At 66.1% G+C, this 26,980-nt stretch carries 16 protein-coding genes and 3 pseudogenes; 12 read left to right on the top strand and 7 right to left on the bottom strand.

What is annotated here, in order from left to right:
• The first annotated feature begins 83 nt into the window (after nt 1–83).
• A pseudogene (locus R2S09_RS00370) lies at nt 84–531 on the top strand (ATP-binding protein).
• A 486-nt stretch (nt 532–1,017) separates the two neighbouring features.
• Here the strand turns inward: R2S09_RS00370 and R2S09_RS00365 are convergent.
• Nucleotides 1,018–1,449, bottom strand: a complete 432-nt coding sequence (locus R2S09_RS00365; RefSeq protein WP_306188720.1) for a hypothetical protein — start codon at nt 1,447–1,449, stop codon at nt 1,018–1,020.
• 1,218 nt (nt 1,450–2,667) lie between these two features.
• Here R2S09_RS00365 and R2S09_RS00360 point away from each other — a divergent pair.
• The 6 genes from R2S09_RS00360 to R2S09_RS00335 all read left to right on the top strand — a co-directional run bounded on the left by R2S09_RS00360 (nt 2,668) and on the right by R2S09_RS00335 (nt 14,462).
• A complete protein-coding gene (locus tag R2S09_RS00360) occupies nt 2,668–3,354 on the top strand; it encodes a VWA domain-containing protein (RefSeq protein ID WP_316739092.1) in 687 nt (228 codons plus the stop codon).
• A gap of 33 nt (nt 3,355–3,387) precedes the next feature.
• Nucleotides 3,388–4,842 (top strand): protein kinase domain-containing protein, encoded by a 1,455-nt coding sequence (locus tag R2S09_RS00355; RefSeq protein ID WP_316739090.1) that lies wholly within the window; start codon nt 3,388–3,390, stop codon nt 4,840–4,842.
• Entirely contained in the window at nt 4,839–8,279 is a 3,441-nt protein-coding gene (locus R2S09_RS00350) for an AAA domain-containing protein (RefSeq protein WP_316739088.1), read from the top strand. The genes R2S09_RS00355 and R2S09_RS00350 overlap by 4 nt, the downstream gene beginning before the upstream one ends.
• 113 nt (nt 8,280–8,392) lie before the next feature.
• On the top strand, nt 8,393–9,931 hold the full coding sequence (locus tag R2S09_RS00345; protein WP_316739087.1) for a hypothetical protein: 1,539 nt from the start codon (nt 8,393–8,395) through the stop codon (nt 9,929–9,931).
• A 152-nt stretch (nt 9,932–10,083) separates the two neighbouring features.
• Nucleotides 10,084–12,297: an AAA family ATPase gene (locus R2S09_RS00340; protein WP_316739085.1), complete on the top strand. Its 2,214-nt coding sequence runs from the start codon at nt 10,084–10,086 to the stop codon at nt 12,295–12,297.
• A gap of 266 nt (nt 12,298–12,563) precedes the next feature.
• Nucleotides 12,564–14,462 carry a hypothetical protein gene (locus R2S09_RS00335; RefSeq protein WP_316739084.1) on the top strand — a complete coding sequence of 633 codons (1,899 nt, stop codon included), beginning with the start codon at nt 12,564–12,566 and terminating at the stop codon, nt 14,460–14,462.
• Between the two features lie 563 nt (nt 14,463–15,025).
• Here R2S09_RS00335 and R2S09_RS00330 read toward each other — a convergent pair.
• Nucleotides 15,026–16,655 (bottom strand): annotated as a pseudogene (locus tag R2S09_RS00330) (IS4 family transposase).
• 185 nt (nt 16,656–16,840) lie between these two features.
• On the opposite strand from R2S09_RS00330, the gene R2S09_RS00320 reads away from it, so the two are divergent.
• The 5 genes and pseudogenes from R2S09_RS00320 (at nt 16,841) to R2S09_RS00300 (ending at nt 20,776) form a co-directional block, all read left to right on the top strand.
• Complete coding sequence (locus tag R2S09_RS00320; protein WP_316739081.1) at nt 16,841–17,218, top strand: helix-turn-helix domain-containing protein; 378 nt, start codon at nt 16,841–16,843, stop codon at nt 17,216–17,218.
• A gap of 38 nt (nt 17,219–17,256) precedes the next feature.
• A pseudogene (locus R2S09_RS00315) lies at nt 17,257–18,773 on the top strand (LacI family DNA-binding transcriptional regulator).
• Between the two features lie 113 nt (nt 18,774–18,886).
• Nucleotides 18,887–19,528 (top strand): DUF433 domain-containing protein, encoded by a 642-nt coding sequence (locus R2S09_RS00310; RefSeq protein ID WP_316739079.1) that lies wholly within the window; start codon nt 18,887–18,889, stop codon nt 19,526–19,528.
• Nucleotides 19,525–19,983, top strand: coding sequence for a DUF5615 family PIN-like protein (locus R2S09_RS00305; RefSeq protein WP_316739077.1), 459 nt, complete (start codon nt 19,525–19,527; stop codon nt 19,981–19,983). Before R2S09_RS00310 ends, R2S09_RS00305 begins: the two co-directional genes overlap by 4 nt.
• Nucleotides 19,984–20,140: 157 nt before the next feature.
• Nucleotides 20,141–20,776 carry a restriction endonuclease gene (locus R2S09_RS00300; RefSeq protein ID WP_316739075.1) on the top strand — a complete coding sequence of 212 codons (636 nt, stop codon included), beginning with the start codon at nt 20,141–20,143 and terminating at the stop codon, nt 20,774–20,776.
• A 38-nt stretch (nt 20,777–20,814) separates the two neighbouring features.
• Here R2S09_RS00300 and R2S09_RS00295 read toward each other — a convergent pair whose 3' ends face one another.
• The 5 genes from R2S09_RS00295 to R2S09_RS00275 form a co-directional block, all read right to left on the bottom strand.
• The gene (locus R2S09_RS00295; protein WP_316739074.1) at nt 20,815–24,570 is read right to left on the bottom strand and encodes a caspase, EACC1-associated type; all 3,756 of its coding nucleotides are present in this window, start codon (nt 24,568–24,570) and stop codon (nt 20,815–20,817) included.
• On the bottom strand, nt 24,567–24,983 hold the full coding sequence (locus R2S09_RS00290; protein ID WP_316739072.1) for a hypothetical protein: 417 nt from the start codon (nt 24,981–24,983) through the stop codon (nt 24,567–24,569). The genes R2S09_RS00295 and R2S09_RS00290 overlap by 4 nt, the downstream gene beginning before the upstream one ends.
• Nucleotides 24,984–25,134: 151 nt before the next feature.
• Complete coding sequence (locus tag R2S09_RS00285; RefSeq protein WP_316739071.1) at nt 25,135–25,863, bottom strand: hypothetical protein; 729 nt, start codon at nt 25,861–25,863, stop codon at nt 25,135–25,137.
• 6 nt (nt 25,864–25,869) lie between these two features.
• Complete coding sequence (locus tag R2S09_RS00280) at nt 25,870–26,058, bottom strand: hypothetical protein (RefSeq protein ID WP_316739069.1); 189 nt, start codon at nt 26,056–26,058, stop codon at nt 25,870–25,872.
• Nucleotides 26,059–26,122: 64 nt separating this feature from the next.
• Nucleotides 26,123–26,521, bottom strand: a complete 399-nt coding sequence (locus tag R2S09_RS00275) for a hypothetical protein (protein ID WP_316739068.1) — start codon at nt 26,519–26,521, stop codon at nt 26,123–26,125.
• Nucleotides 26,522–26,980: the final 459 nt, after the last annotated feature.

Below are 26,980 nucleotides of genomic sequence, written 5' to 3'. Positions count from 1 at the left end.
AGGACGGACAAGCCGTGCTGACAGGAACGACCACGCCGGGAGACGAGCCGCACGGGAGCGTCGCACCCCTTGCGCCGGACACCATCGCGCTCGCCTGCGAAGGCGAACCTGCCTCGCTGAGCCGGCAGTTCACCTCCTCGCGGCGAGGGGCGCGGCTCGCCCGGCGTCTTGCCGTCCGGTGCATGGAGGAGTGGGGTCACCCGCCGGCGTCGGACCTCTCGTGCACGGTCGCCCTCGTCGTCGGCGAACTCGCGGCGAACGCCGTCCAGCACGGCCGGGTGACCGGACGCGACTTCGGCCTCCGGCGCTCCCTCGACACCACCGCGGGCCTGGTCCGTGTCGAGGTCACGGACGCCGCCTCCACGAAACGGCCGCCCACGGCCCTGCCCACGTCGTGCCCCGAGGGAGAGTCCGGTCGGGGGCTGCTTCTGGTGGACGTGGTGGCCGCACGCTGGGGGTGGGCACCACGCCACCCCCGTGGGCAAGACGGTATGGGCGGAGGTGCCCCTCGGGGCATCGGCCCATCTTTGAAGGCTCGTCCAGTAACTCGAACGTCGGCAATTGCGCGGCGGCCGGGCGTCCATGGCGACGACGCCCTGGCCTCGAGGCCGGCTTTAGCCGTATCCATGCCCCTCACCCGACCCTGATGTCACTGCCCCGCCCCCGGATTTCCCCCGTCTGCGGGCGGGGCATCGCCCCGATATGGCCCTCGCGGGCCTGGCCACGCGGGTCGGCTGCTCTTCCTGTACGCGGTGCACGGCCAGCTCCGGCACACTGCGCAGCAGCCCAGCGACCAGTTCCCGCACCGGCATCGCGAGCCCCACCTGTGCCGTCCTTCGGCGGTCCCCCTCAGTTCCCACAGTGGCCCCCGAGACCTACGAGATCTCCGCGACCTCCGGCCGACAAGATCGCCCCGCCTCTCATCCTCCTCCCCGCGCCCCACGCCGAACACCCACCGACCGCCCGATCAGCGGGCGGCTAGGGGCCCGCGACAGGGAGCGGCTGTTGTGGTCCCTCCTATGCAAGGAACGGCCAGAGGTAGACCATTCCCACCACGCACCCCGTGGCTGAGCCGGCCATCCAGTACAGGGAAAAAGTGTTGAGAGGCACCTTGTCCCAGGGCTTCGCCTCCTGCTCCGCAATGTCGGCTGCGACCCTTTTCGCGACCGGCACCAGCATGATGACGAACATCATCAGGGCGCAGCTGTAGAAATACAGGGTGTGCGAGACGGAATAGCCTTTTACCGTGGCGTTGGGCAACAGAAACACCCAGCCGGCCAGCGGGGCGATGATCATGCGCCGCTTCGCTTTCGGTGTCGGCATGCACCAGTACATCGCGGCCATGTAGACGACGGTGACCGCGCCCGCGATGAGCCCCCAATCGTCTGTGGTCAGGTGGGCATGCATGATCGCGGCTCCTCCGAGGCGAAACACGACGTGATCTTCCATGGCCGGGACCTACGGTCCCGCAGCGCGCCTGCGTCGTTGAAATCAGCGAAATAGCCACAGCCATGGGCTGGGCGGCGTGTATCGCGAAGCCCCCGGGAATTTGTCGCCTCGAATCAACGCGCGATCAACGCACCTCGAAATCGAGTGGCACCCCCCGTAACTCCGGCCCGAATTCATTCGGCGAAGACTGCTCGAACAATCATACGCACCTGGTCATCCACCGTGAGCGGCAACTTCCGGCAGAAAGAATCAGCTGAACCCTGCCGCCTTCCGGCAACTTCGCGCCGGCGTGGGTGTCGGCCAGTCCCAGGGCATGTCGACGTGGAGGGGCGGTACACACACCTGTGTTCCACCTGCCTTGGATGCTCGTCACGCTCCGACGGAGCGGCTCCCCTCCCGGACGCCAGGTGCCCGCCACACCCCGTGGCTTCTCCGGTGAGCGGCGGTGGCGAAGGCTCATGCCGACGGAGGCTGGGAGCCGGACTCCGAAGCTGGCTCCCGAGAGGGGCCGACAAACGAACCAGGGGCCTGATCCGCTCTCACGGATCAGGCCCCTGACCTGATACTACGGCGTCGGGGTGGCGGGATTTGAACCCACGACCTCTTCGTCCCGAATGAGGTTCGGGCGAGATCCCGACCTGCTCCGGGGGATGTTTGCGCAGGTCAACGGTGTGGTCTCGGTTGGTCTGGAACGGCCAGGCAGGGGCTCCGGGAGAAGATCTTCTCCCAGTTTTCTCCCAGGTGGTGGGCCGGCGGGGCGGTAGCCGTAGTCGTGCGCTGCATTGCACGAGCAAGTTTGCGCGAGCTCGCCGTCATTTGACATTCGGAGGTTTGGCCACGCCGTGCCTCTTGCTGCGGCATCAAGGGCGCCGCCGAGGCGCAGTCAGGTGGTCGGGCCGGAGTGGAAGGCCGGGCTGCTGGCGGAGCGGGACTACGTGTCATCGTCGTTGCCGAAGTTGCGTAAGTGCGGCCGAGACGACGACAGCGGGGCGGTTCCGCAGCGGTGCTTCCGCCTGTGAGGACCGCCTCGTCCGTCAGGTGTCGGATGGGTACAGTACTGACTCTCTTGGGCCACAAGATGGCTCATGTCGTACATCTGAAGCCAAGTCAAGCTACCCATGAGTAGCCCTTGATCTCGACATCAGCGACACGAGATTCTGGTTTGTTCGACTCAAGATAGATGCTGTGTGGTTTTTGCTTCTCATGGGGAGGTCTGCCGTGACCGAGGGCAATCAGTCTGGGACACCTGTAGTTGAGGTACAGCATGCCCGCCCGCTGCCTGTCTTGGTGCTGGCCGACGTGAGCGGCAGCATGGACCAAGACAAGAAGATCGAAACGCTCAATAACGCCATGGCAAGCATGATCAATTCCTTCGCCGCCGAGGACTCGCTGTACGGGGAAATCACCGTCGGCGTGATCACTTTCGGAGGGGCGGAAGCTCGACTGCACCAGCCCTTGGTGCCAGCTTCCCAGGCCCACTGGAACTCGATGTCGGCTGGTGGTCGCACTCCTCTTGGTGCTGCGCTCGACCTCGCGCGGACGGTCCTCGAGGACCCAGAAGCCGTGCCGAAGCGGGCCTTTCAGCCGACGTTGGTCTTGGTCTCCGACGGTATACCCACCGACGAGTGGGAGTCCGCACTCGAACGCCTACTGGCCTCCCCCCGCGGGAAGAAGGCGATACGGCTGGCCGTCGCGGTCGGCCCGGAAGCGGGCGGTCAGGCTTACCAGGTACTGGAGCGGTTCGTCGCCAACCCCGCCATCCCGGTGGTGCGCACCGACGAGCTCGACCGCGTGAGGCAGTTCTTCCAGTGGGTCACGGTGAGTGTGGCTACTCGTGTTCGTAGCGGTAGCCCTGACGATCTGTCCACCTTCGACTCAGATGAGTTGTACGACCTCACCGACTGAGAACGCCGAACCTATGGGGGAAGGGACACGAAAGTGAACACAGGCGCGAGGGGGCGCGGCAGGCTGCGCGGAGGCGATGTCCTCCAAGACGAGTTCGGCACCGCGCTGAAACTCGAAGAGCAGTTGGGTAAAGGCGGACAGGGCGAAGTCTGGTCAGTCGCCGGCGGACGCTCTGCCGTGAAGGTGCTGCGTACTGTCAGGGGCGAGGATGTCAACCGGCTACGAACCCGACTTGAGTTGGTGCGCCGCTTCGACCTCGGTGGCATCCCCATTGCGCGGCCGCTTGCCATGCTCGACAGAGAGCAAAGCGGCCGCGTCGGCTACGTGATGGAACTGCTGGGCGACATGACCGGGATCGGTTCCCTGGCCAAGCCGCCGACGACCGAACCGGTTGTCGATTGGTACCGGCGGACTGGCGGGTTGCGCCGCCGCTTGCGTTTGCTCACTCTGGCGGCGGAGGCACTCGGCGGCCTGCACGCCAAGGCGGTCGCCTATGCCGATGTGTCCCCAGACAACATCCGCGTATCACGCGACAGTGCGCACGAGCAGGTATGGCTGATCGATCCCGACAACCTGACCGTGGGGTCAACGGTGGCGGACACCTCGGTATACACACCTGGCTACGGCGCACCGGAAGTTGTTGGCGAGCTGTCGGGATGCAGCACGGCCAGCGACTCCTACGCCTTCGCCGTGCTGGCGTTCCACGTTCTGGTACTGGCCCACCCTTTCGTTGGCGAACGGGTCTACGAAGATCCGTTTGCGCTGGAGGATGACGCGTTCTCCGGGAAGCTCCCTTGGATCGACCACCCAACTGATGACCGTAATCGCACCCGTCAGGGGCTGCCTCGCGACTCGGTGCTCACCAAGGGCCTCAAGCGTCTGTTCGCGCTGACTTTCGAGGAAGGCCTGCATAAAGCCGGTCTTCGGCCTGCTCTGTTGGAGTGGCGCACTAAGCTCGACCAGGCAGCGATGTCCGCCATCATGTGTCCGAGCTGCGCTCACTCGTACTATCCGTCATCCGCTGCCTGCCCTTGGTGCGGAACGGTGCGGCCTCTCCTTGCCCGATGTGACTTGTACGCCCACGTGCCAGCGCAGCCTGAAAGGTCGGGGTTACCGCAGCGGGACATGGAGACCGGCCGGTTGGAGTCGCTCCTGCTCACGTCTGGCGAGCCCGTTCCGGTGAGGGCCCGCAATGCACTGGTGTGCCTGGACCGCGGCCCGTCGTCACTGATTGTGGACGCCGATGAGCCCGTGGTCGAGATCGCCTGGGACGGCCGATCGGAGGTGACTGTGGAACGGGTCGGTCGCCACGAGGTATGGCTGCAGGATCCCAGCGGTGAACGCCGTGTTCTCCTGCAACTCGGCTACCGCAAGGAGATACCGGTGTCCAGCTCGGGTCGGTGGACGGTGCGGTTCGGGCCCAACGAGCAGATCCACTGTTTCCTGCGGTTCAGGAGCCAGCCTCTCCAACAGGGGGTGAACCGGTGAGCAGTGGAGGCGACATCATCGACATGCTGCCTGGTAAGCCTCTGTTCTTGTGGATCAGCGGGCCATCGGGCACTGAGATACCTGAAAGTGCCAGGGGCCGGGAAGTCGTGCTCGCTTGGAACGGGCCAATCGTCACGGCAGGGCTAAACGAGTCCTCAGACAGCGGCTTCAGCTGGCGGGTACGGCCTCGTGGGGACCGTGACGACGAGTCGCTGCGCCAGCTGATCGACCCGTTCCGCGGAGTGGTGGCGGTGCTCAACACTCAAGAGCAGGACCAGCGGGGCCGAACCTGGCTCCGTCTTCGGGCGCATCCCTACGACATGGTGCGCCAGTGGGGACAGCCGCTGCGCGTCGCACTGGATGACCGGGCGCTGGACGCAATCCGCAGGATTGCTGATGACACGAAGCTCAAGACACCAGGTGCGCCGCTGGACTGGCTTCGGCAGCGGACGAGGCTCGGCCCTCTCCCGGGAGCCACGCTGCCGCACCGGTTCTCCGCGTTGGCCGCCCCAGGGCAGGACTTGCACGAACCTGAGCCATGCATACTGCTCGGAGACAACATCGCGGTCTCGCTCGCACGCGACAACATGGGCTGGCGTATCACCAACGTACGAAGCCACGGTCGGCAACCCGATGAGCGCCAGCGGCTCGCCCTGGTCCACGGCGACCTCGACTTCGTGGACAGGTCGACCGACACTCGGCTGCGCCGACAAGTACGAGAAGAGGTCGATCGGCTTAGGACAACCGGGGCTGAGGACAGTTTCCTGGCCCGGTGGCGTGAATACCATGAGCTGGAGAACCGGTATGCGCTGCGCCGCATGCGTGAGTTCCGTTATATGGAGTACTCCCAGTACCGGCGGTTGGACGGTCCTGACCATGTCATTCGCTTCCACCTCGGTTCGGAAGAGACCGATCCGGATCGGCAAGAAGATGTACTGAGGTATATCGCCAGCGCCGTCCGGGCGGGCGAGGAGCTGGAACTGGAGTGTGCAGCCGAGCTCCCCGATGTGCTGGGGGGTTCAAAGTCCACTGGGCTGGAAGGAGACGTGCTCGGTCTGCTCGATGTCCAAGCAGAACGGGGCAACGAGACAGGCATAGTACAGAGCGTCGATGTGGATTCTCAGACCTTAGATCTGCGGATTAGCACACGGGACAGCCTCACTGAGGGAGTCGGGCCCAGCCTGTTTCGGAGGATGCCTCCCCGTAGCGGTTTCCTTCACGCTGCAGTCGGGGGTGACCGGCGACGACTGCAGCGTCGTGCCGAGGCAATCAAGCGGGTACAGAACGAGGACATCCCGCTACCTCAGTTGCACTTGCTTCTTCAAGGAAAGTTGGAGCGCGGCCACCAGCGCAGACGCATCAAGCCCTATAGCGAGGCAGCGTGGGCCTGTTTCAAAGGGACACCGACCGAGTCGCAGAAACTGGCCCTCGATGTTGCACTCAACACCCCGGACATCGCAGTCGTCCAGGGGCCTCCTGGCACTGGAAAGACCCAGTTGATCGCTGCCCTGCAAACCCGGCTGGCGGAAGAGGGCAAGGGCCACGCCGTCGTGAGTCGAAGCATGCTGTTGACCAGCTTTCAGCATGCCGCTGTGGACAATCTTGTCGAACGCTCCAAGGTGTGGGACCTGCCGGCCATCAAGGTGGACTCACGCAATCGCGGCTCCACAGCGCACATCAGCGCGTGGCGGGCGGAGGCGATCACGGCTCTGGACGGTGAACTGCGTGGAAGCATGCAGGGCCGCCGTACTCTGGCTCTCAGGGAAATCGCCCGGCAGGCAGGCGCCTACACTCTGGCGCCTGTCGCAGCGGAAGAAGTTCCGGCGCTACTGGAGCGGGTCGCCGCACATGCCCGCGGCCTGATCTCCGATGCGCTCATGGACGACCTTGACCGCTTGCGCACCAGTCTGGAGGTCGCTCGGCGCGTTGCCTCCCTGAATGGCGACCCACGCCGCGAGACGACCCTGCGCGCCATACGAGGACTGCGGTGCACGCCAACGGCATTCGCCGACGACGGCCCGTTGATGGCCTCAGCCGTGCTCACCCGCCTACGGCATCTCGGCTCTGTCGAGGACAAGGACCGCGAGCTGTTAGATCGCGCTGCAGACTGGGTGGAGGGCGATGTACCACCGTTCCTACCGGAACTGGTTGAGTTGCGCTCCCGCCTGATTGACCAGATGATCCCGGTCCAGCGACTTGCCCGTCCTGCTGTACGGCAGGACGTAGTGGACCTCCTCATCGCAATCGTGGAAGACCTGGAAGACCGGCTGGGCAGCTCGGCCGAAGGCGTGGATCAGGTACTCGCGGATTACTTGGATGATCTTCGCGGCAACCCCATCGCCGTCCACCACACGCTGCGTCTCTACACCACGTCGCTGGCGACAACCTGCCAGCAGGCCGATTCACGTGGGCTCGCGGCAGCCAAGGATGCCGAAGGTGAAGACGTGCTCTTCGACACCGTGATCGTAGACGAGGCCGCTCGCGCAAATCCGCTAGACCTGTTGATCCCTCTCACGAAAGCCACCCGAAGGATCGTCCTCGTCGGAGACCACCAGCAGCTGCCGCACATGCTGGAGCCTGATGTCGAGCGTGGGCTGGAGGAGCAGCGGCGGACTGGCGAGCTCACGATGCTTCGCCGAAGTGTCTTCGAGCAGTTGTTCACCTTGCTCCGCAAGGACCCTGACAAGCCTGGCAGAACTGTCCGGCTGGGCGCCCAATTCCGCATGCACCGTGTGCTCGGCGACTTCGTCAGCCGCAACTTCTACGACAAGACTCTGGAATCGCCACGGCCGGACAAGGACTTCGTTCACGCGCTCGACGGTTATCACGGCAAGCCCGCTGCATGGCTGAGCCTGCCTAACGGTTCCGGTGGTGAGGTACCGGGTCGCAGCAAGACGCGTCCTGTGGAGGCCAGGGCAATCGCCAAGGAACTCAAGCGTCTGGCGCTGGAACGCCGGGACCTCACCTTTGGAGTGATCAGCTTCTATGCGGCACAGGTGCAACGCATCTGGCTTGAACTGGAACGACAGGGGCTCGCCGTGCGCAGCGGTCGCGAGTACCGGCCGGTCGAGGCACTGCTGAGGGACGACCGCAACAATGAACGAGTGCGGCTGCAAGTGGGAACTGTAGACGCGTTCCAGGGCAAGGAGTTCGACGTCGCATTCCTGTCGGTCACCCGGTCACGGCCCGTTCCGGAAGACGTAGAGCAGAAGAGACACACCCAGCCCGACAGCTATGCGGCCTGGGTGCGTGAGACCTACGGCCACCTGGTACTGCGCAACCGCATGTGCGTGGCCATGAGCCGGCAACAGCGGCTGCTGGTTGTAGTGGGCGACGACCAGCTCTTCGAGCCGAGCGTCGCCCCAGATGAGGTAGAACCCCTGATGGACTTCCGGAGGATGTGCCTCGGTGGGACAGACGGAACGGTGGTCAGGTGACGTTCCACGCTGAACGTGGTGTGCTCTTGTTCTCCGCACCACCGAGGTCCCGCAACCTGCTGTTCGTGTGCTGGCCTGTCCTCGTCCATCGGGTCACGGCTCCCGTACTGCGAGTGCACCACCTCAACATCTTCGAGAAGGTCGTCCTGGGGCTGTGCCGGGCCGGTGTCAGGCAGCCGGACGCAATCGCACGCCGTATTCACCAAAACACGGAACTCTGCGCTTACGTCATACGGCAGTTGAAGGATTCAGGCCAGCTGGATGCTTCCGCCGTTCCCACCCGCAAGGGTCTACGCACCGTGGCCACAGGAAGGGTGGACGAGGAAGCGGAGCTTGTGGTTACCCACGTCTTTCAGGATGCGAGCAGTCCCGCGGGAGAGCTCTGGCCTCGGACTGCGACGAATCTCGACTTCCAACCGGTGCAGCGGGTCCGTGGGACAGATGCCGATCTGCGCCTGGACAGTGCTGGGCATCCACGCAAGGAGACTGCCTACCTGGTTCCGCCGTGCGATCAAGCGCGTGCCGGAGAGCTGCCGGCGCCGAGCGCAGACCAGATCATCCATGCGGTCGCGGCACATCGCGGCGCTCTCGCCGAGCGCCGCGTGACCCAGTTCAACCAGGCCGCCGAGCCGACGCTCGCTGCATACGAAGCCGAGCAGGAGCTTCAGGCCCTTCACACGGAGTTCGCAATGCCTCCGGAGGAGCAGGTGAACCGTGTCTGGGATATTCGCCCGCCCACCTCCGAGTACTTGCTCACCTGGCTGGAGCTGAACGCCGAAACCACCGAGGGCTCATCACGTTCACCGGGGTGGCGAGCCCGAGACCCGTTCGGGCTCGATCCCGGCCTGATGCTCCAACAGCTTGTGCTGTCTCACATGCACTCCGACCAAAGGCTGTCTAAGGCCGTTTCCCATCTGACGTTGGCCCTTGACGATGACTTGAACCACCGGTACCGAAAGATCGCCCGCGCAGTCCGTGAGCGGTCTGAGGAACAGCTGGTGCAGCAACTGGGCGACCGAATCCGCAGCTACCCGTCCATGCTTGACCTGCTCTTCGGGCTTGAGGACGCCGCAGCAAGGATGGCTTCGAACGCAGATATCGAAACCGTTGCACGAGAGACCGTCCGCGTGTACGAGCATTTGTTCCGTCGGTTGGTCGACGAGTATCGGCCAGTCGCGCCGAACTGGCAGATGCAGCAGGGCGCAGGCGTCGCTCGCATCCTCAGGGAGCACCTGGCAGAGTGTGCGGCTCGTCTCGGCTTTAGCCGTGTACCGCTCCTCATCAGCGGGAACCTCAGGGAATTCGGTGAAGGTCTCGCGACGGCGCAGAGTAACCCAGCGAAGTTCACGAAGCAGATCTCCGCTCTGGTCAAGAAGGGCTCTGTCAAGGAGTTGGCGCCTTGGGCGCTCGTCGCGGCCGCCAGCCCCGATAACCCGGAATACCTGCAGCATCCACTGCGTGGCCTCGCGGAACGCCGCCCAAACCTGCTGACCGAACTGGAGCAGGTCAACTCTCTCCGTAACCGCGGTTCTCACGGCGACCGGGACGCCTCCACGAGCGATGACGCCCAGTGGTGTCGAGAACTCGCCCTGGATGCGGCCAGAACCGTGCTCGATCTGTCACCGGAGCCAGAAAGGACCAGCGCACGATGAGCAAAAGGCGCGCCAAGGCCCGCAAAACCCGCGGCCACCCTGCATCCTCCTCCGGGAGTGCCTCTAACCGCTTCGTGGGCGCTCCCCCGTCGTCCGGGGAGGCTAGTGGGAAGCTGATCGACACGGCGGAAGCCCTCATAGCAGCGGAGACCATGGAACACGGGCCGGCCGAAGCCGCGCCCATGGATACGGAATTTACTGTTGAGGTCAGCACGGAGCGTCTCAAGACCGCCATCCAAGGTCTCGAACGAGCAAAGGACCTCGCCGCACGCCGTCAGCGCGATCACGAAAGTGCCAAGCAAGCCATCGACAGGCAGCGTGAGGAGCTCCGTGTCAAAGAAGCTCAGCAGAACGCTGAGTTCGGTACCCGTATTGAAGGGTTGGATGATCGTGTTGCCAAGGCGAAGGAGGAACAGGCCCGGCTGGCCGAGGAGGCCAAACGGCTGAGCGAATGGGAAGCGCGACTCTTCGAACTTGAGCAGGCTGCTCAGAGCGACTTCGCAGAATACCGTCACGCTCAGCTTCAGCAGCTGGGAGAGGAACTTTCCAGGCGACGGGCGTCTGTGGAGGTAGAGGAGCGGCAGCGCGCCCAGGAGGCCGATCTTCGCATTGGCGACAAGGAGAAGGAACTGGCCGAACGAGTGGCCGGGCTGGACGCATACGAAGCCGACCTCGACCGCCGCCGACACGACCTGGAGAGAGCGGAGCGGCGTCTGACCGCACGTGAGCAGGATCTCGTGCAGGAGATGGCTGACCAGCAGAAGACGGTTGAAGCGAGGTTCGCCGGTGAGCTGGAGACACTTCGCCTCGACTTGGAGGCGGCGAATCGACGTCACGATGCCGCGTCGGAATTGGCCAGGCGGCGTGCCAACGAGCTGGCCAAGCGGGAAGCAGCTGAATTGGCCTTGGGCGACCTGTCGCTGCCGGAGGCAGCGGCTGAGCTGGAAGAGCTGCGGCGCAGGAACGACGAGCTGCTCGCTGAGTTGGCAGCCCGCCCGTCAGCGACTGTGGAACGTCTGGCTGATTTGGAAGCCCGCTGCCAAGAACTGGCCATCGACAGAGAAGAGCTACTGAGGAAAAACGAGGAACTGCAACTCCACATTGCTGCCAGCCGCATCTCGGTAGCCGAGCAGCAGACAGCCCAGCTCGTCAACAACGCGCTGGAGCAGTTGAACAAGACACTTCGCCGGGAGATCGCCGAACAGTCGGCTGAACTGGAGAAACTTCAGGCAAGCAACGGCAACACGTCGCCGTTCCCGGCCTGCGTCGAGATGGACTTGGACCCCAATTACTCCAGGGAACCAGAACTGCGGAGGGGTGCGCCATCGCTGCCTACCCTGGTCCAGAGAGTGCGTGACATCATCGCACGTAATGAACGGTTGTACTATTCCGAACGTGACCTGCGCTGTTTCCTCGGCGGCTTGGCTGCCAGCCGACTCCACCTCTTGCAAGGCATCAGCGGGATCGGCAAGACCCGGCTTCCGCTTGCCTTTGCTCGAGCGATCGGTGCCGGCTACGAAACCGTGGCCGTCGCCGCCGAGTGGCGCAGCCCGCAGGACCTGATGGGCTACTACAACGCTTTCGAGCGCAAGTTCTACGAGACAGATTTCACCAAGGCTCTGTATCGCGCGCAGCTCCCCTTGTTTCGCGCCAAGCCCTTCTTCGTCGTACTCGACGAGATGAATCTGTCCCACCCAGAGCAATACTTCAGCGACATCCTGCATGCACTGGAGTTGCGTGAGAGCGGGCCGCAGCGCCTTCGACTGATGACTTCCCGAGTCGACCCGGCACCGCAATTGTTGCGGGACGGATGCGATCTACTCCTGCCGGACAATATCTGGTTTGTGGGTACGGCCAACCACGATGAGACGACGGTCTCCTTCGCGGACAAGACGTATGACCGGGCGCACGTACTTGAGCTGCCGACAAAACCGGAACAGTTCGACCCTGGTGATACGCAGCTGATCCCTCCCATTTCGCTTGGAGCCCTGTCCGCCGCTTTCACGGATGCCAAGGAAAATCATGTGGACGACGTTGCTCAGGTTTTGGATTTCCTCGACAACGAGCTCGGTCAACGCCTCCGGCAAAGCTTCGGCATCTCCTGGGGAAGTCGCCTGAAGCGGCAGGCCGAGTCGTTTATCCCCGTCGTACGGGCTGCAGGCGGAGAGATCGGAGAGGCGGCCGACCACCTGCTCGCGACCAAGGTGCTCCGCAAACTTCAAGGGAGGGCTGAGGTGCACTCCACCGACCTTCAGGCGCTCCGTTCCGAAATTCAGACGCTATGGCCACAACTGTGTGACCGAACACAACCCACCGATTCGCTACGCGCCCTGGACGACGAGATCCGTTACCGGGGTGTGTTGTGAGCCGCCCCGGGGGTCTCATGGAGTCGGCGAACCCAGTCAGGTTGTTCGACCGGCTGACTGGTCGGCTGGTGCCACCACCCGACGGCCGGGTGCCGCTCGGTCGCTACATGATCCCCACCGATGAACACACGCTCTTGCTGGATACCCGGCGTGCAGCCCCTGGGGACTACCTCGTCGGCCGGGAGGGGAACTGGCTGTTGCGGGCGGACCAGCGCACCTGGTGGTCCGGTGACTTCGGGCATCGACCGCTCCCCGACCCACTTGTAGTGGACAACGTGCTCCAGGTCGGCGACACGGTGACAGAGGCAGTGAAGCACGGTGCCCCGTTGGCCGAGTGGATCTCCACTCCCCCTGTAGTGACCGACACCGATAGCAGGTTGCGGCCGCACCCGCTGGAGGACCGCATCCGTGCTGAACTGGGCTTCGTACGAGCGGTTTGCCGTGCTCCGCACGCGCGACTGCGCACCGAGCACACGCTCGTCCCGGTGAGTCGAGCCCGCAGCATCACATGGCGCACGGTGGTACACCTTTCCGCACACAGCGAGACTTGGGCAGCCCGTCGTCTGCGAGGCGTTGAACCCGCCCAGTTGCTCACGCCGGTCCGTGTTCCTGACTATGACCTGTACGAGAACCGGGTCGTGGCTGCACTTGTGGATCGATTGTGGCAGCACGTCCTAGCCCGCTCCGCCGAACTCGAATCGATAGCGTCAATGGTGGAGCGTGGCCAGGATCTGTTGAGCGAGGCCGCAGCCCGGCCAAACTGGCGTGGCCGAGCCCGACTGTACGAAATGATCAGCAGATTGCTCGACGGGCAAAAGTTCGACGAGGAAATCGAACAACTGCGAGGTCAACTCAATGCCCTACGCAATGCCTTGGCCCCACAGTTGGACTCACGCCTCCGCAAAGGGATCCGCACTCCCTATGACGGCAGACCCGAACTGCGCCCAACCAACCTGTTTCTCAATGACGCCAACTATCGCCACAGTCGGGACTTGTGGAATTCCTGGGTCAAACTGCGCGGCAAGGGCGATGCCAATACAGACCCACACTCCAGGATGGCCGCCTGGTGCCGTAGCTTCGCGCAGTTCGTTCTGCTCCTGGTCGTACAGGCGCTCGACGAGCTCGGGCTGCAGGCTGAGCCCGAACCCACCGTCGAGAGCCTCGGCCCAGACGAATTGAGGCTGCGCTACCGCTATCACGCGGACGCGCTATGGCTGAGCCGAAACAGCGATGACACCTTCGTTCTCCGCCTCCGCGGACGCCAGGTCCTGCGAATGGTCCCTCTTCCTCATGCCCTCACTGCCTCAGGTGACCCGGAGGAGATCACGTCATGGCTCTCCAAACTGGCGACAACAAACCGCGAACCCCTAGTGATCTTCTACCCGGGTGAGCCCGCCGAACGAGAGCGACTGCCGATCCACCTGAGACTTGCAGTCCATGGTGTCCACGGTGGCTGGGGCAGCAGTGGCCCCGCCGCTCCGACGTTCGTGCCGGTCAGCCCATCCGATATCGACAGCGTCGCGCGCGTGGGCCGCTTGCTGCGTGCCGCGCTGGTTGGTCCCGTACTGGCAGAGTTCCCAGTCCGGGTGCCCTGTCGTGCAGAATTCGTGGCGCCTGTCGCCAAGAGTCTGAACTGGGTGGAGCCAGGCAGGAACGAAATCATCGTGGTACGCCCACCCAGTCCGGAAGAACTGGACGCAATGCCTTCCTCAATTGACCAGCTGGGCATCCCGACTTCACATGTCCGGCAGCGAGGTGACCACCAGCAGAAAGTCGATGGGCTGGTGCGTGCGTTGCATGACGGAGCTGAGGGAATCCGTCGCCTGCTCAGATGCCCGATTTGTAGTCGGCTCCCGACCCGATCCGACCAAGCGTTCCAACGCCGTGGCGACACATACCGATGTGCTTGCGACCACTGTGGATCCATTTGGGAGAATCGTCGCTGTGTGAAGTGCAGTGACCGATACGCAGTGCTCACGACCACTGACTCTGAGGGCAAGATCGGCGGCGACGGAGACCGTCTGGACCGAACTTTCGCTCAGGATTTGCTTGCCGCACCTTGCTGGAAGCGTACGCGCAGCTACCTCTGCCCATCCTGTGGATACTGCGCAGAGGCTCGTCCGGACTCCAAACGTGAAGATTGCGCTCGCTGCGCCCCTGAATGACCTGCGACGGTTTTCGGGTTCGGTGAAGTCACTCTCATGCAGCGAGGTATCTGCGAGCACATCCGTGACGACGTTCTCCAATACTATGATTCCGTTGAGGATGTGTTATTCCCCCTCGGGGCCCCGCATGCCCCGTGCCAGATCAACAACCGAGTCGGCGTCTGCGGGGTCGTCCTTGGCCAGAGCCTCCAGGGGGTGCGGGATACGCTGCTACGGCAACGAGGGGCCCGCCGCCGCTGTGACAAAGCACGCCTGCAATTCATCCCTTCGAGAACGTGATGTTCCGCTGCGCGGCCCGGGAGGGGTTCTGCCGGCTGAGGCAAGCGATCAAGAAGTGGGCACCTGTAGTCCTGTGCACGGTGGGATGGGTGCTGGGATCAAGAACGCGGTCGAGTGCCGCCATGCATGAACGCAAGTGGAGCAGCAATGTAGTTGGGAAGCTCACCGACGCATGCTAAGTTTGTGGCCGCCTGCGACGCGTGGGGCGGAGCATGGTCGCTTCGGGATGGATTTCCGAGGTAGGTGAAGTTCCCCCAAGGCCGGGTAGTTAGCGTTCTCGCAGGTCACGCAAGGGGGGCCGTTTCCTGTGTGACTGCGGCGTAGCGTCCCGTGCGGACCCTCTTGATCATTCCTTTCTCGGTCCAGCGGGCGAGTTGTCGGTAGGTAGCGGCGAGGGTGACGTCGCCGAGGAGTTCGGCGATCTCCCTTGAGCGCCAGAGCCGTTCGGGTTCTGCCTGCAGGATGGCCAGGACGCGTGTCATGCGGTTGCTGGTCTGGCCGGGGCCGACGTACTGGGGGACCGTGGCCGTGGGCAGTGCGGGCTCCGGCGCCGGCGGCGGCAGGAGAGTGATCACCGTCGAGGTCACGGCCTTGCTGGCGTCGGGGCGGCCGTCCAGTTTCCTTTCCGCGTAGCGGGAGATGGGGGACTTCACCTTGCGGGTGCTGACGCGGCCTCGGCGTGCGGGCGACAGCGCCGACAGGACGCGTCGGCCGATCTCCCCGATGCCCTGCTCGAAGACTCCTTCTGCACCTACCAGCAGGTCACGGGCGGTCTGGAGGGCGACGGTGAAGCCGCAACGGTCGGGATCGGTGCCTGGCCGGGACTCCGCTGCCTGGACCATGGTGCGTCGCAGAACCTGGTAGAGGGTGAGCACGGCCCACACCTCCTGCTCGACGCCGGCCGGGTCGTGCGAGCGCAGGACACGTCCGTGCAGGATGGTGTGGCGCAAGGCGTAGTAGGCGCTCTCGTGCTCCCAGCGCTCGTGATACAGGTGCACGAGGCGGTCGGCGGGGTAGCGGCGGGCGTCCAGGAGCGTGGTCACCAGACGGTAGGAGCCCCCGAAGGTGCTGCCATCGGTGCAGGTGATACTCACCTGGGCTTCGATGATGCGCACCGGGACGCCGCCGATGACCGAGAGGTAGGAGGAGTCGGCGAGCGGCGTCAGGACCGGTGGGCGGCGGCGCTGGCGGATGCGGCCCAAGACCTGTGCGCCGGTGGCGTGCACGGCGGTGAGGAAGTCGTTGCTGTCGAAGCCCCGGTCCCACAGCACCAGCATCCCGGGGCCCAAATGGTGCAACAGTTTGGTGGCGTAGGAGGTCTCGCCCTCCCGGGTGGGGCCGAAGACCGCTGCGATGACGGCCCGGGTGCCGGTCTCGACCAGCGTCATCAGCTCGACCTGGGGATACCCGCCGTGCGGGGCACCGCCCCAGCCAGCCCCGGTTGCGTTCGCTGTCAGGCACCTTGATCGAGCTGCAGCCGTCGAATGACACTGTCCGATACGGGCCGAACCGCACTCCCGGCATGGTCGGGCGGGCCAACGGCCCGGCCAACACCTCGAACAACGCACGCACCGGCGCGCTGCCGAGTCGGCGGCGCAGATCACGCAGTGCCTTCGTGCTCGGGCGGACAACCGGCATCCCCGACAGGCCAGCCGTCAGCTTGGCCCACACCAGCCGGTAGCCGACCTCGGGGAACATGCACATCGCCAGCAGAAAGTAGACCCCGACCCGCGAAGGCAGATCACGCAGCCGTCGCTGCACGACCCTCGTTTCCAACAAGACCGCATCAACCAGCTCGAACGGCATGATTGCCGTCAGCTCCCCCAGATGCCCCGGCGCGAACCGCCCCGCGGCCACAGTGACCGTACGGGTGATGGTCGCCAGCGGCGACGGCAGGACACAATGACCAGGCAACGGAGCTCCTTCGGTAACAAGCTGTCTTGGACGACTGCCTGTACCAACGAGCTCCGTTGCTCCGTGTCAGGACTTCCTCAACGCCCCTTGCGTGACATGCGAGAACGCTAACTACCCGGCCTTGGGGGAACTTCACTGATCGATATCCCCCTGAGTAAGGACTCATCCTTTTGCCTCACCCTGCGATGCCCCCTGCCCTCGCATGCCTTCCGCACCGAACGGATGGCGAAGCCGCCCTGCCCCGTCTCTACCGCCCAGAAGAGATCGCCGAGATGCTCGGCTGCTCGGCCTGGTGGGTCAAGGACCGGGCGCGGCGCCGCCTGATACCGCACACGCGAGTCGGCCGCGCCTACCGCTTCACAGCGGACCACCTCGCCGAGATCATCCGCATCCACGAGGAGCCTGCGCCACAGAGAGCACAGCGGACGCCGTCACCGGCCAATCCGTCTGCGTCGACTACGACGCCGTCACGTACGACTCCGCAGATTCGGCCGCCCATCTCCTCCGCCCCACGTCTGAGGGCCCGACCACCCCGCAGGTCCCAGTACGGCACCGCCGTCTAACACCACCGCCACAAGACAGAAAGGAGGGAACGCGGGGCGTGGGCTTCGCCGAGAAGCGCGGCAGTTACTGGCGCGGTAGATACAAGGTCAGCGAGGGCAAGTACGCAACCGTCATCGACCCGGCAGGCGCAGTGGTCAAGTTCGCCACCAAGAGAGAGGCGAAGCAGGCCGCCGACGAGGAAGAGGCCAAGGTCCGGCGCGGCACCTGGCGCGATCCGTCGGCCGGACAGGAAACGTTCGGCGAGTACGCCAGCCGCTGGTACGACGCCCAGGACCTGGCCGCGTCCACCATGCAGAACTACCGGCGCCACATCGAGGAGCACCTGCTCCCCGAGTTCGAGGACAAGGCCCTCGCCGGCATCCTCCGCACGGACGTGGACACCTGGGAGAAGCGGGAGAAGGCCATCTACGCGGCATCCAGCGTCAAGACATGGCGCTCGACGCTCCACCTCATCCTGGAAGACGCCGTGGACGAGGGCCTCATCGCCTCCAACCCAGCAGCGAAGCGGCGCGGGCGCGGCAACGCGCCGGCCGCTCCCGCGATCGTGGGCCCGAGAAGGTCATCACCGACCCGCTCGGCTTGCTGCTCATTGCCGAGCGAGCAGCGCTACTGTCCGGGCGCGACGACGAGTTCGTCGCCGTCGTAATCAAGGGCTACACAGGGATGCGGTGGGGTGAAATCGTCGGCTTGGAAACCGAGTTCGCCCGGCCCGGCGCCATACGCGTAGAGCACCAGCTGTACGAGCTCGACTCCGGCGAACTGGTCCGCTGCCCGCCCAAGGACGACAGCTACCGCACCATCGATGCGACGGACTGGCTGTCGGCCCTGGTCGCCGACCACATCGCCCGTACGAAGCCCATCCCGTGCCCCTGCCACGGCAAGCGGTACGTCTTCCGCGGGCAGGGTACCGCCCGCACCGGCGGACACCAGGGCGCCAAGCTCGTCGATGTCGCCCGCCGCGCGGGCGTCTCCACCGGCACGGTCTCCAACGTCCTCAACCACCCGGAGCGCGTACGCGAGGACACCCGCGCCCGCGTCGAACTCGCCATCACTGAGCTGAACTTCGTACGTGGTGGCACCCCGACGCAGAACGCCGCCCACTGGCGCCGCAACGGCTTCGCCACCTGGCTGTTCGCTCCTGCCACCTCCGGCTGGTACCCGAAGAAGGCACCCCAGGAGGCCCGCCCGGTCCCTCTGCTCAGCGAGCCCTGGCCCGGTGTCCCGGTGCGTGGCCGCAACGCCCAGGGCCGGGCCGACGCCTGCTGGCTGCCGATCGCCAGGGGGCTCACCCCGCACGGCCTGCGCCACTCCCACCGCACGCACATGGAGGACCTCGGCACGGAGAAGGTCCTCATGGACGAGCGCATGGGCCACATCGACGGCTCGGTCTCGGCGCGCTATGCCCACGTGACCCCTGGCATGCGTGAGCGTCTCAAGGCCGGCCTGACCGAGCAGTGGGAAGCAGCGCTCGACGTCCGTCGGAGCCTGCACCCGCGCTCGCCGGTCGCCGTACTCGATCGGCTGCTGCGCGCTCGTGCCACGACGATGGTCTGATGGTCGGGAGACGGGCTCCGATTACCTCGAACGGAGCCCGTCTTTTCCGATCTCAGCGGAAGGCACGAGAATGCAGTACGGTCACCAGGGACGGGGCGGAGAGGAGGAACGCGGTGTCGTACGAGCCCAAACTCGCCGCGGCCCTTTCCGGTGCCACGCTGCGACAGCTCTCCCACTGGCGTCGTGCCTCCGGCAAGCAGGGCGCGCTCCTCGTGCCGGAGATCTCCGACTCGCGCCCGATCCTGTACTCCTTCCGTGACGTGGTGGCCCTGCGAGCCTGCGTGAAGCTCCGTAAGGAGACGTCCCTGCAGAAGATCCGCAGGGCCGTGGACACGCTCCGAGAAGATCTGGGCGAGCGGGAGCACTTGTCCGAGTACAGGCTCGTCACGGGCCCGGACACGATCTACCTGGCGGAGCCGGACCAGGCGGTCGACCTGATCAAGGGCGGGAACGTCGTCATCCACCAGCTGGTGGATGTCCTCGCACCCTTCTACAAGGATGGTCGTCACATTCCCGACCTGCTGAAGCCGCGCGACCATGTCGCGGTCGATGCGGCGGTGCGCGGTGGCGAGCCGGTCATCGACGGCACACGGATTCCGGCCGCAGAGGTAGCGGCCCTGGTGAGGGATGGTGTCCCCCCGGACAGGGTCAGTGACTTCTATCCGGGGGTCAGCGCCGCAGCGGCACGCGACGCGGCCGACTTCAGCGATTACGTAGACAGCTACGTCGACGGCTCTCGGCAGGTCGCCGCTTGAAGCTGCTGCTCGACGAGAACGTGCCCAGACCCATGGCGAACATCGTTCGCATCCTGCTGACCGCGCACGACGTGACGCACGTCCACGAACTGGACGGCTGGGCCGGCACGAAGGACATCGAGCTGTACGCGAAGGCCCAGGCCGAGGGCTTTCAGGCGATCATCACGAACGACTCCAAGCAGCTGAGCCGCCCCTTGGAGGTCGAGGCGATCGCGCGGTCGGGACTCCACCGCATCCAGTACCGCCAGAACAACAAGCACGGTGGCTTGGTCGGCCTCGGCACCGCCATAGCCACCGTGTGCGCGGCGCTGCCGCACGCCATCGCTGAACTGGAAGGGGCCGACGGGCAGCGCCTGGTGTTCCTGACGGCCGTCGACCCGTCGCGCCAGAACCGTCTGCAGATCACCGACCCGAAGACGTCACCGCCGAAGCACTGGCCAGGCGACAGCGCCTGATCCGGCCATTGGCCGACTTCGCGCTCTACTCGTGCCGACCCTCGTTGGCCAGACTGCCGTACTGGGACGACGGGGAGTGGAGGCGCGGATGGCGGCTCGGCGCGGACGAGGTGCGGCTGCGCGGAGGCGGAAGGCGGCCCGGCTGAAGCGGGTGGCCATGGGCGGGGGCACAGCGACGGTTCTCCTGGTGGTGTTCTGGTCGGTGGTCTGGCCCTACCTCATCGGGGCCTTGTTGCTGGGTGGCGTGGGTATGGCCGCCTGGTGGCTGTTGCACACGGACCGGGTGGCGCGTGAGCGGGACCGTCTGTGGCGGCAGGCTGACAGGATTCAGACCGGGCGACGGACGCTGGCCGAGGTGGACGCGATGACCGGTACGGAGTTCGAGGAGCTGGTCGCGGACCTCTGCCGACGGGACGGGTGCACCGAGGTGCGTCGGGTGGGCGGTGCGAACGACAACGGAGCTGATGTCGTCGGCTGTCTTCCAGACGGCCGGACCATGGTGATCCAGTGCAAGCGGTACGCGCCGACCAGCACGATCGCGAGCCGTGAAATGCGCGACCTGCTGGGTGCCAAGGTGCACTTCGGGGCCGATGTGGCCGTGTTCGTGACGACCACGCGGTTCAGCCGACCCTCCGAGAGGTTCGCGGTACAGCACGGAATCCTGGCCGTACACCGTGATCACCTGGGGCTGTGGAACAGCGGAGCCTCCCTGCTGTCGCTCGGCGAGGTGAACGGCGGCGGCCAGGGCGACGTCCGTCACCGGACGCGCTGGAAGCAGGCGTACGGAGAGTGACTCTGCCGCGTGAGGACGTGGAGACAGGCACTCACTTCTCAGTCCTTGCCGGTGTCGTACAGCCTCCAGGCCGGCCAGCGGGTGGCGTCGTCTCCGTCTTCACCGCTGCTCAGCAGGTTCCGGCGGTGCAGCATCAGCCGCAGGTGGCGTGCCGCATCGGCATCCTCCTCCGGTCCGCGATCGAGCAGTACGGCCCTGGGCGCGGTGCCGTCGACGCTGCGCACCAGCGCGTCCGCCGGATGTCCGTGGACACTCTCGCCCAAGGCGACGGTGGCTCCCGTCTGCCGGGAGAGCACCTGGTAGAGGCGCTTGAGTAGGGCGTCTTCGTCGTTGTCGTGAGGGTGTGAACCGTTGTGCTCCGCGGCGTCCAGCAACGCGGCGGCCACGCCTCCCCGTTTCCGCCAGCGGTCCTTGTCCCCCACCACGATGAGGTGGCTGCGTGCCCGCGTGACGGCGACGTTCCAGAGATTCAGCTGTCCGCCGACCCATTCGACGGCACCGGGGCGCATGCCTTCACCGGCGACGAGGGAGAACACCATGACGTCGCGTTCACCGCCTTGGAAGGTGTGCACCGTGCCGACGCGCAGACGCTCCTCGTCGTACTGGCTCAACCGGTTGCGCAGGGCGTCGGCCTGCGCCTTGAAGGGGGTGATGACGCCGACGGTGGCCTCGGGCGGCAGTTGTTCCAGCAGGTAGCGGACGCTGGCGTCCACTTTCTCGATCTCGTCCGCGTTGACCCAGGAGCCGCCGAACCGGGGGCGGGCGGCCCGTCCGGGTACGTGTGTCCAGATGACCGCGGGACGCGGCAGGGCGGGTCGGCCGCGGGTGTCGGTGAGGACGGTTAGTCCGCCGTCGTAGAAGAGGTCATTGGAGATCGCGGCGATATGCGGGTGGCAGCGGAAATGGTCGCCGAGAAGCAGGGTGCCGCCGACGGACCTCTCGGAGGCGTGGAAGGCGGAGTGGCGCCGGTAGGCGAGGCGGTACTTTTCCAGCCACTCGGACCGCAGGCCGATCCTGCGTCGGATGAGAGCCTCGCGTTCCGGGCTGGTCTTCGCGATGTGCGTGAGCTGCATGGCATCGCCGATGACCAGGGCGCGCCGCGCGCGGAAGAGCAGCGGCAGGACGTGCGGGATGGCGCACTGGCTGGCCTCGTCGATGACGACGAGATCGAACAGGGCCGGGCCGAGAGGGAAACGCCGGGCGGAAAGGCTGGTCACGGCCCAGCCGGCCACCGCGGGTTTGTCCGTCCGACCATACGAGCGGCCCAGGACGTCTCGCATTTCCGGCCAGTCGCTGCGGTCGCTGTCCCGTGCGAGCAGCAGGTCGAGGATGCGGCGGCGTCCGGTCCGGGCGGCCGCCTGGACCGTGCCGGCGAGGAGGGTGCGTGAAGCGACCTGGACGGCGGTCTCGGCATCGCGCAGTGCGCCCGTGAGTGCTGTGTCGTCCACGGAGGTCACTCGCCCGCGCAGGTCGCGCCAATCCGACTCGGTGGCGGCGAAACCGGCGAGCGCGAGGCAGCCTGCGACGAGGTCGCCGTCGTACGCGCCCAGGCCGGACCCGCGGAGGAAGCGGGCTCGACGCCACGGCCCGAAGAACCATGTGCGGGCGAGGCGGCGCGCCTTGTTCTCCATCTCCTTCGGCTGGGGCAACCCGCCGAGCAGGTCGTGGAGCGCGGCGGCGGAGACGCCGAGCTGCCCGGCATGATCCTCGCGGGTCTCGCCTGCCTGGCGCAGCCTCCGTTCCGTTGCCGCGATGTGCGCGAGGCGCTGCCGCACATCCGCCAGACGGTCGGCCGCCACCTCGGCGTCCATGGCCGCCGTGGCCGCGTTGACGGCGGGCTCCGCGGCAGTGCGCAGTGCGTGCAGCGCGGCGGTCTCGTACTCCGCGTAGCTCTTGGCGTTCTTCCGTGCCGAACCGGTGCGTACGACGCTGCCGGGCACCAGCCTGTCGCAACGGCGCCAGACCTCGTCCACGGCCTCGTTGTTGGTGGACGCCACCAGGACGGTCTGGCCGTCGGCGACGGCGGTGGCCACGAGGTTGGCCACCAGCTGGCTCTTGCCAGTGCCGGGCGGGCCCGTGGCCACGGTCAGGCGGCGGGTCATGGCGGACCGGAGGACTGCGGTCTGCGCCTCGTTGCAGGGCAGAGGCGTCGCGAGGCGCGCCGGTTCGGGGTCCGTCAGGGCGAGTGCACGCGTGCGCTGCGAGGCGTCGGGCGCGAGGGCGCCGAGGGCGGTCGCCTGGATCCGGTCCGTCTGCTTCGCGATGTCGGTGAAGTCGTCGAGCAGCCGCTTCGTGAAGCCGGTCTCGGGCAGGGCGGTGAAGAGGACCGCGGTGTTGCGGGCACCGTGACCGGGCGTGTGGATGTCGATGCGGTCCGCGAGCTGGTCGGGACGGAGCTCCTGCACGCAGGGCAGCTCAAACTCCTGCGTGAGAAGGTTGCGTGCCTCCACCGCCATGCGGTCGTGCTGGCCCCGGTGCCAGGAGGGCTGGAACGTGTCAGCGAGCTGAGCGGCCTCCTCCTCACCGAGCCAGTCGAGGGCCAGCTGAGGATGCGGCTGGACCGGGCCGTAGGGCTTCAGCCGCACCTCGCCCTCTCCTTGGACGATCTCGACGCGGCGTATCAGCAAAGGAGCGAACTTCGGATGCCGCCAGGGGCGTCCGGAGCGCGGCCCCGTGAGGACCACGGCCGGGTAGCCCGCCCAGAGTTCGGCGTCCTGCTCGGTCGCCGACTCGATGAGCGAGGCCGCTTCCTCGGGAAGCGCGACGCAGCCGTCGTCGTCGACGTCGCCCGAGACGAATCGTTCCGTGCCGGCCAGGCACACGTACGACGTGTTGTGGTGGCCCACGTCCATGAGAGGCGTCTCGGTGTCGTTGGCCAGGACGCACTCGCGGTAGTAGTCCAGGAGGTCGGTCCAAGTCGGCTGGAAATGGACGGACTTGGAGACGCGCGGCTGCGGCGGCTCCTCTGCGCCGGGGCGCGGCCGGCCGCTCAGCGGGTCGAGGATCGGGGCCCTGCCGAGCGGGCACGCCGCGATGACGATGCGGTCGTCGACGCCGTGCGCGGAGTGCACCGGCACCTGATGGCCGCCTTGGGCGCGCATACGCCGACAGATGTAGTGGAACAGGTCGTCCACCGATACTTCGCTGCTGCCGTCCTTGCTGACCTTGCCCGTCCGCAGGGCCTCGATCACCTCGGCCGTGAACGCGGAAGGCTTCACGTCATCGCCGTTGCCCGCATCCGCGTACGAGTCCTCCCCGGCCCGCGAGGACGACAGGACGTACACGCCCCTGCTGGTCAACAGGGCCTGCTCGCCGGACTTAGCCACAAAGCTCCCGGGCCGCCGGTCCGAGGTACGCAGGCCGACCGCGAAGCCGCCGCTGCGGCAGCAGTCGATCATCACGATCTTCTGCGGGGCCAAGCACTGTTCCAGCGACTCGTTGACGAAGCCCGCGCTCACACCGGTCTCGGCCACCCTGTTGAAGTCGGTGTCCCGGGCGACGAAGTGGAACTCGCCGCTGTCCCGAACCAGCCGTACGCCGTGCCCGGAGACGTACACCAGCGCCAGCTCGTCCTCCTCGCACTCCTCCAGGAACTCGCCGATGGCCAGCCGCATGTCGTCGGCGGTCAGATCGGACTCGGTCCGCACGGAGACGAAAGCACCGATGTTGCGGTGCTTCAGGACCTGATGCATCCCCCAGACGTCCGCCCGCGCGGACGGGAGCGGCGCGAAGCGGTCGTCGTCGTAGTGCTCGTTCCCGATCAGCAGGGCACGGCGCTTGTTCAGACGGGTCACGCTGCGCCGTCCTCCGGTCCGGCGTCCTCGCCGCCGGCCGCCCGGTCCAGGAAGTCGCGGACCATCCGCTCCTGCGCCGCGTCCGGACGCCCCGTGATCCTTACGGAGTGGACCCCGTAGGTGAGTTCGACCTTGCGGTGCCGTTGTTTGGCGCACCACTCCTTGATCAGAGCGATCAGGACCTGGGAGGCCGGACGTGCGACGGCGGTGGCGGTGGCCGCCCAGAGCGCGATCTCGCCCACGGCTGCGCCCTTGTGCCCGGGCTCGGCGGGCTTGTCGTCGTCGTTGAAGCCGACGGTCAGACCGTCCGTCGCCTGCAGGGTGTCGTACAGATCCCGGGTGAGCCGCTCCTGACGGAGCGCGTCGCCGCCGGTGGGCACAACGATCTGCCATCGGGGTGCGCTGTCCTGCATGCACCACTCCTTGCTTTCGGATCATCGCTGTCCGTGCTGTGCGCACGCTGACTCTGGCATGAAGGTGCCGGTGGCAACAGCGAGGGGCAGACAAGGGCGGTGGCATCCGGCCAGCTTTGTCCGCCCGGTCGTACGGCGCTTCGCCCGCCGGTCAGACCCGCTGCCTGGCTCGGTGCCTCCTGCGCGGTTCGGGCAGCAGGCTCATTGCCATGATCGAGCCGTCCTCATGCAGGGAGACCGGGCCGTCCCAGCCGTCCACGAAGCGGGTGGAGCGCCAGGATGAGCGCAAGGCGTGGGCGTCACGCCGGTATTGCTCGACCCGTCCGTCCCGGAGGTGGTGGAAGAGATCCTCAGCGAGGCCGGAGAACGCCTCGACCCGCGTGCCGTTCAATCGGAAGACGTGGTCGGTGCCGACGAAGGTCACTCCGTCGATCTCCACGTCGACATCCTGGATGATGCCGGTACCTGCATGGGTGAAGCCCTCGAAGTGCCGCCGGCCCTGCCGCTTCGTCAGGTATTGGGCGGTGGGCTCTCCACCCCCAGTGAAACCCATCAGCCCAGCAGCCCCTGCGCGCGCGAGAGCCCGCCGGAACCAGACGAACTTCTCCGGCGGCACCTGGAAGCCGCTCACCCGCTGCTCCTCACCGCCGTCAGGGTCGGGGATACGCACGTCCGGGTAGATGTTCAGATCGTCGAGCGCTCGATCGGCGTCGGCAGCCACACCGTCGAGCGCGACAGCCAGCGACCCATCGCCGGGGGCGTGCAGGACGTGAACAGTGATGCCGTCCTGCCCGAGTAGCTCTGTCGAGGTCACCAGCACTGGCGTCTGGTTCCACGGACCCACGTGCACCGCCTCCACCTGAGCCGAGGCGTTGGCCAACTGGGTTTACACGTAAGGGGTCTTTCCGTGTGTCCCCTTGCAGGCGAGAGGGATGACCTTCGACGGTTCTCCCGGCTTCCACGCCTCCAGAAAGAAGTCAGGCCGCAGCCGCACCCAGTCTTGGCGGCGCACGTCCTTGCCCGTCAGGGCCCAGCCGGCCTGCAGGGCGATGTCCGCGTCCACGACGGAGACCATGTGCCCTGGATACCGCTTCCGGACGACACGCTCGGCGACGGCGAGCGCGAACCCGATCCCCAGCTCACCCGGACTGCACGGTCTTGTAATGGCGTCTGGGGTTCAGCCCCTCCGCCGACAACACCATGTACTTTCCGGTACTTCCCTCCAGGGCCTGGCAGTACTTCAGACACCCCCAGTGCTCAGCCAGCCCGCGCCCCGCACCCTGTCGGGACAGCACGGTGGCACGCCCGAGCGCGTGCAGCACCTCCCACGGAGTCAGCGTGACCGACGGGTTGGCCTCGGCCGCCGGCAGCCTCCTCAGCTCCGGCTTCCGCCGCAGCGGTTCCCGTCCGTCTTCCTGCCGCTCCTTGTCGTCCTTCGCGGCAGCGTCCGCTACGGCGCCCGCCAGATTGGCGGTCGAGTCGACCTGGACGTTCCAAGGCTTCATCAGGTTCTCGAGTACGACTGCTGCGGCCGTCATCGTGTTCTACCCCCTGTGCAATGCCGGATCGCCGTAGGAAGGGCGTGACCGTAAGACAGGGGCGAGGAGCGCACACAAGGGTACAGACCGGCGTGCTGGCTTAATCGGAACGTAGAGGGTGGGTTCGGTCGTTGAGCGCGATACGGACGTATCGCGGGATCCGACGCGCGTGGTACGCAGGAACGGCTGTGGAACCGGAAACGATGGAATGGCCTGATCGTTTCGGGGTTCGGTGGCAGCTCTCGCGGCCGACACGAGTGCCCGACCGCAAGCGGGATCACCAGCGCATTCCAGACCAATGGCCTGCAAAGCGGATGCCGCTGACGCAGTGGGCAGGGGAGCGATAGCGCCTTGGCACGGACCGGGCCGCAAGGTCGGACGACCGGGATTCGGAACGCCTCGCCCCGACGGCGGCGGTCCAGACACATGCGGTGCCGCCTATCAACACCGAGGACAGCG

It is taken from the genome of Streptomyces sp. MK7 (genome assembly GCF_032658145.1).
In the GTDB taxonomy this organism is placed as follows: domain Bacteria; phylum Actinomycetota; class Actinomycetes; order Streptomycetales; family Streptomycetaceae; genus Streptomyces; species Streptomyces spiralis.
The sequence above is the reverse complement of the archived record's forward strand: the minus strand, read 5'-3'. Positions and strand labels throughout refer to the sequence as shown.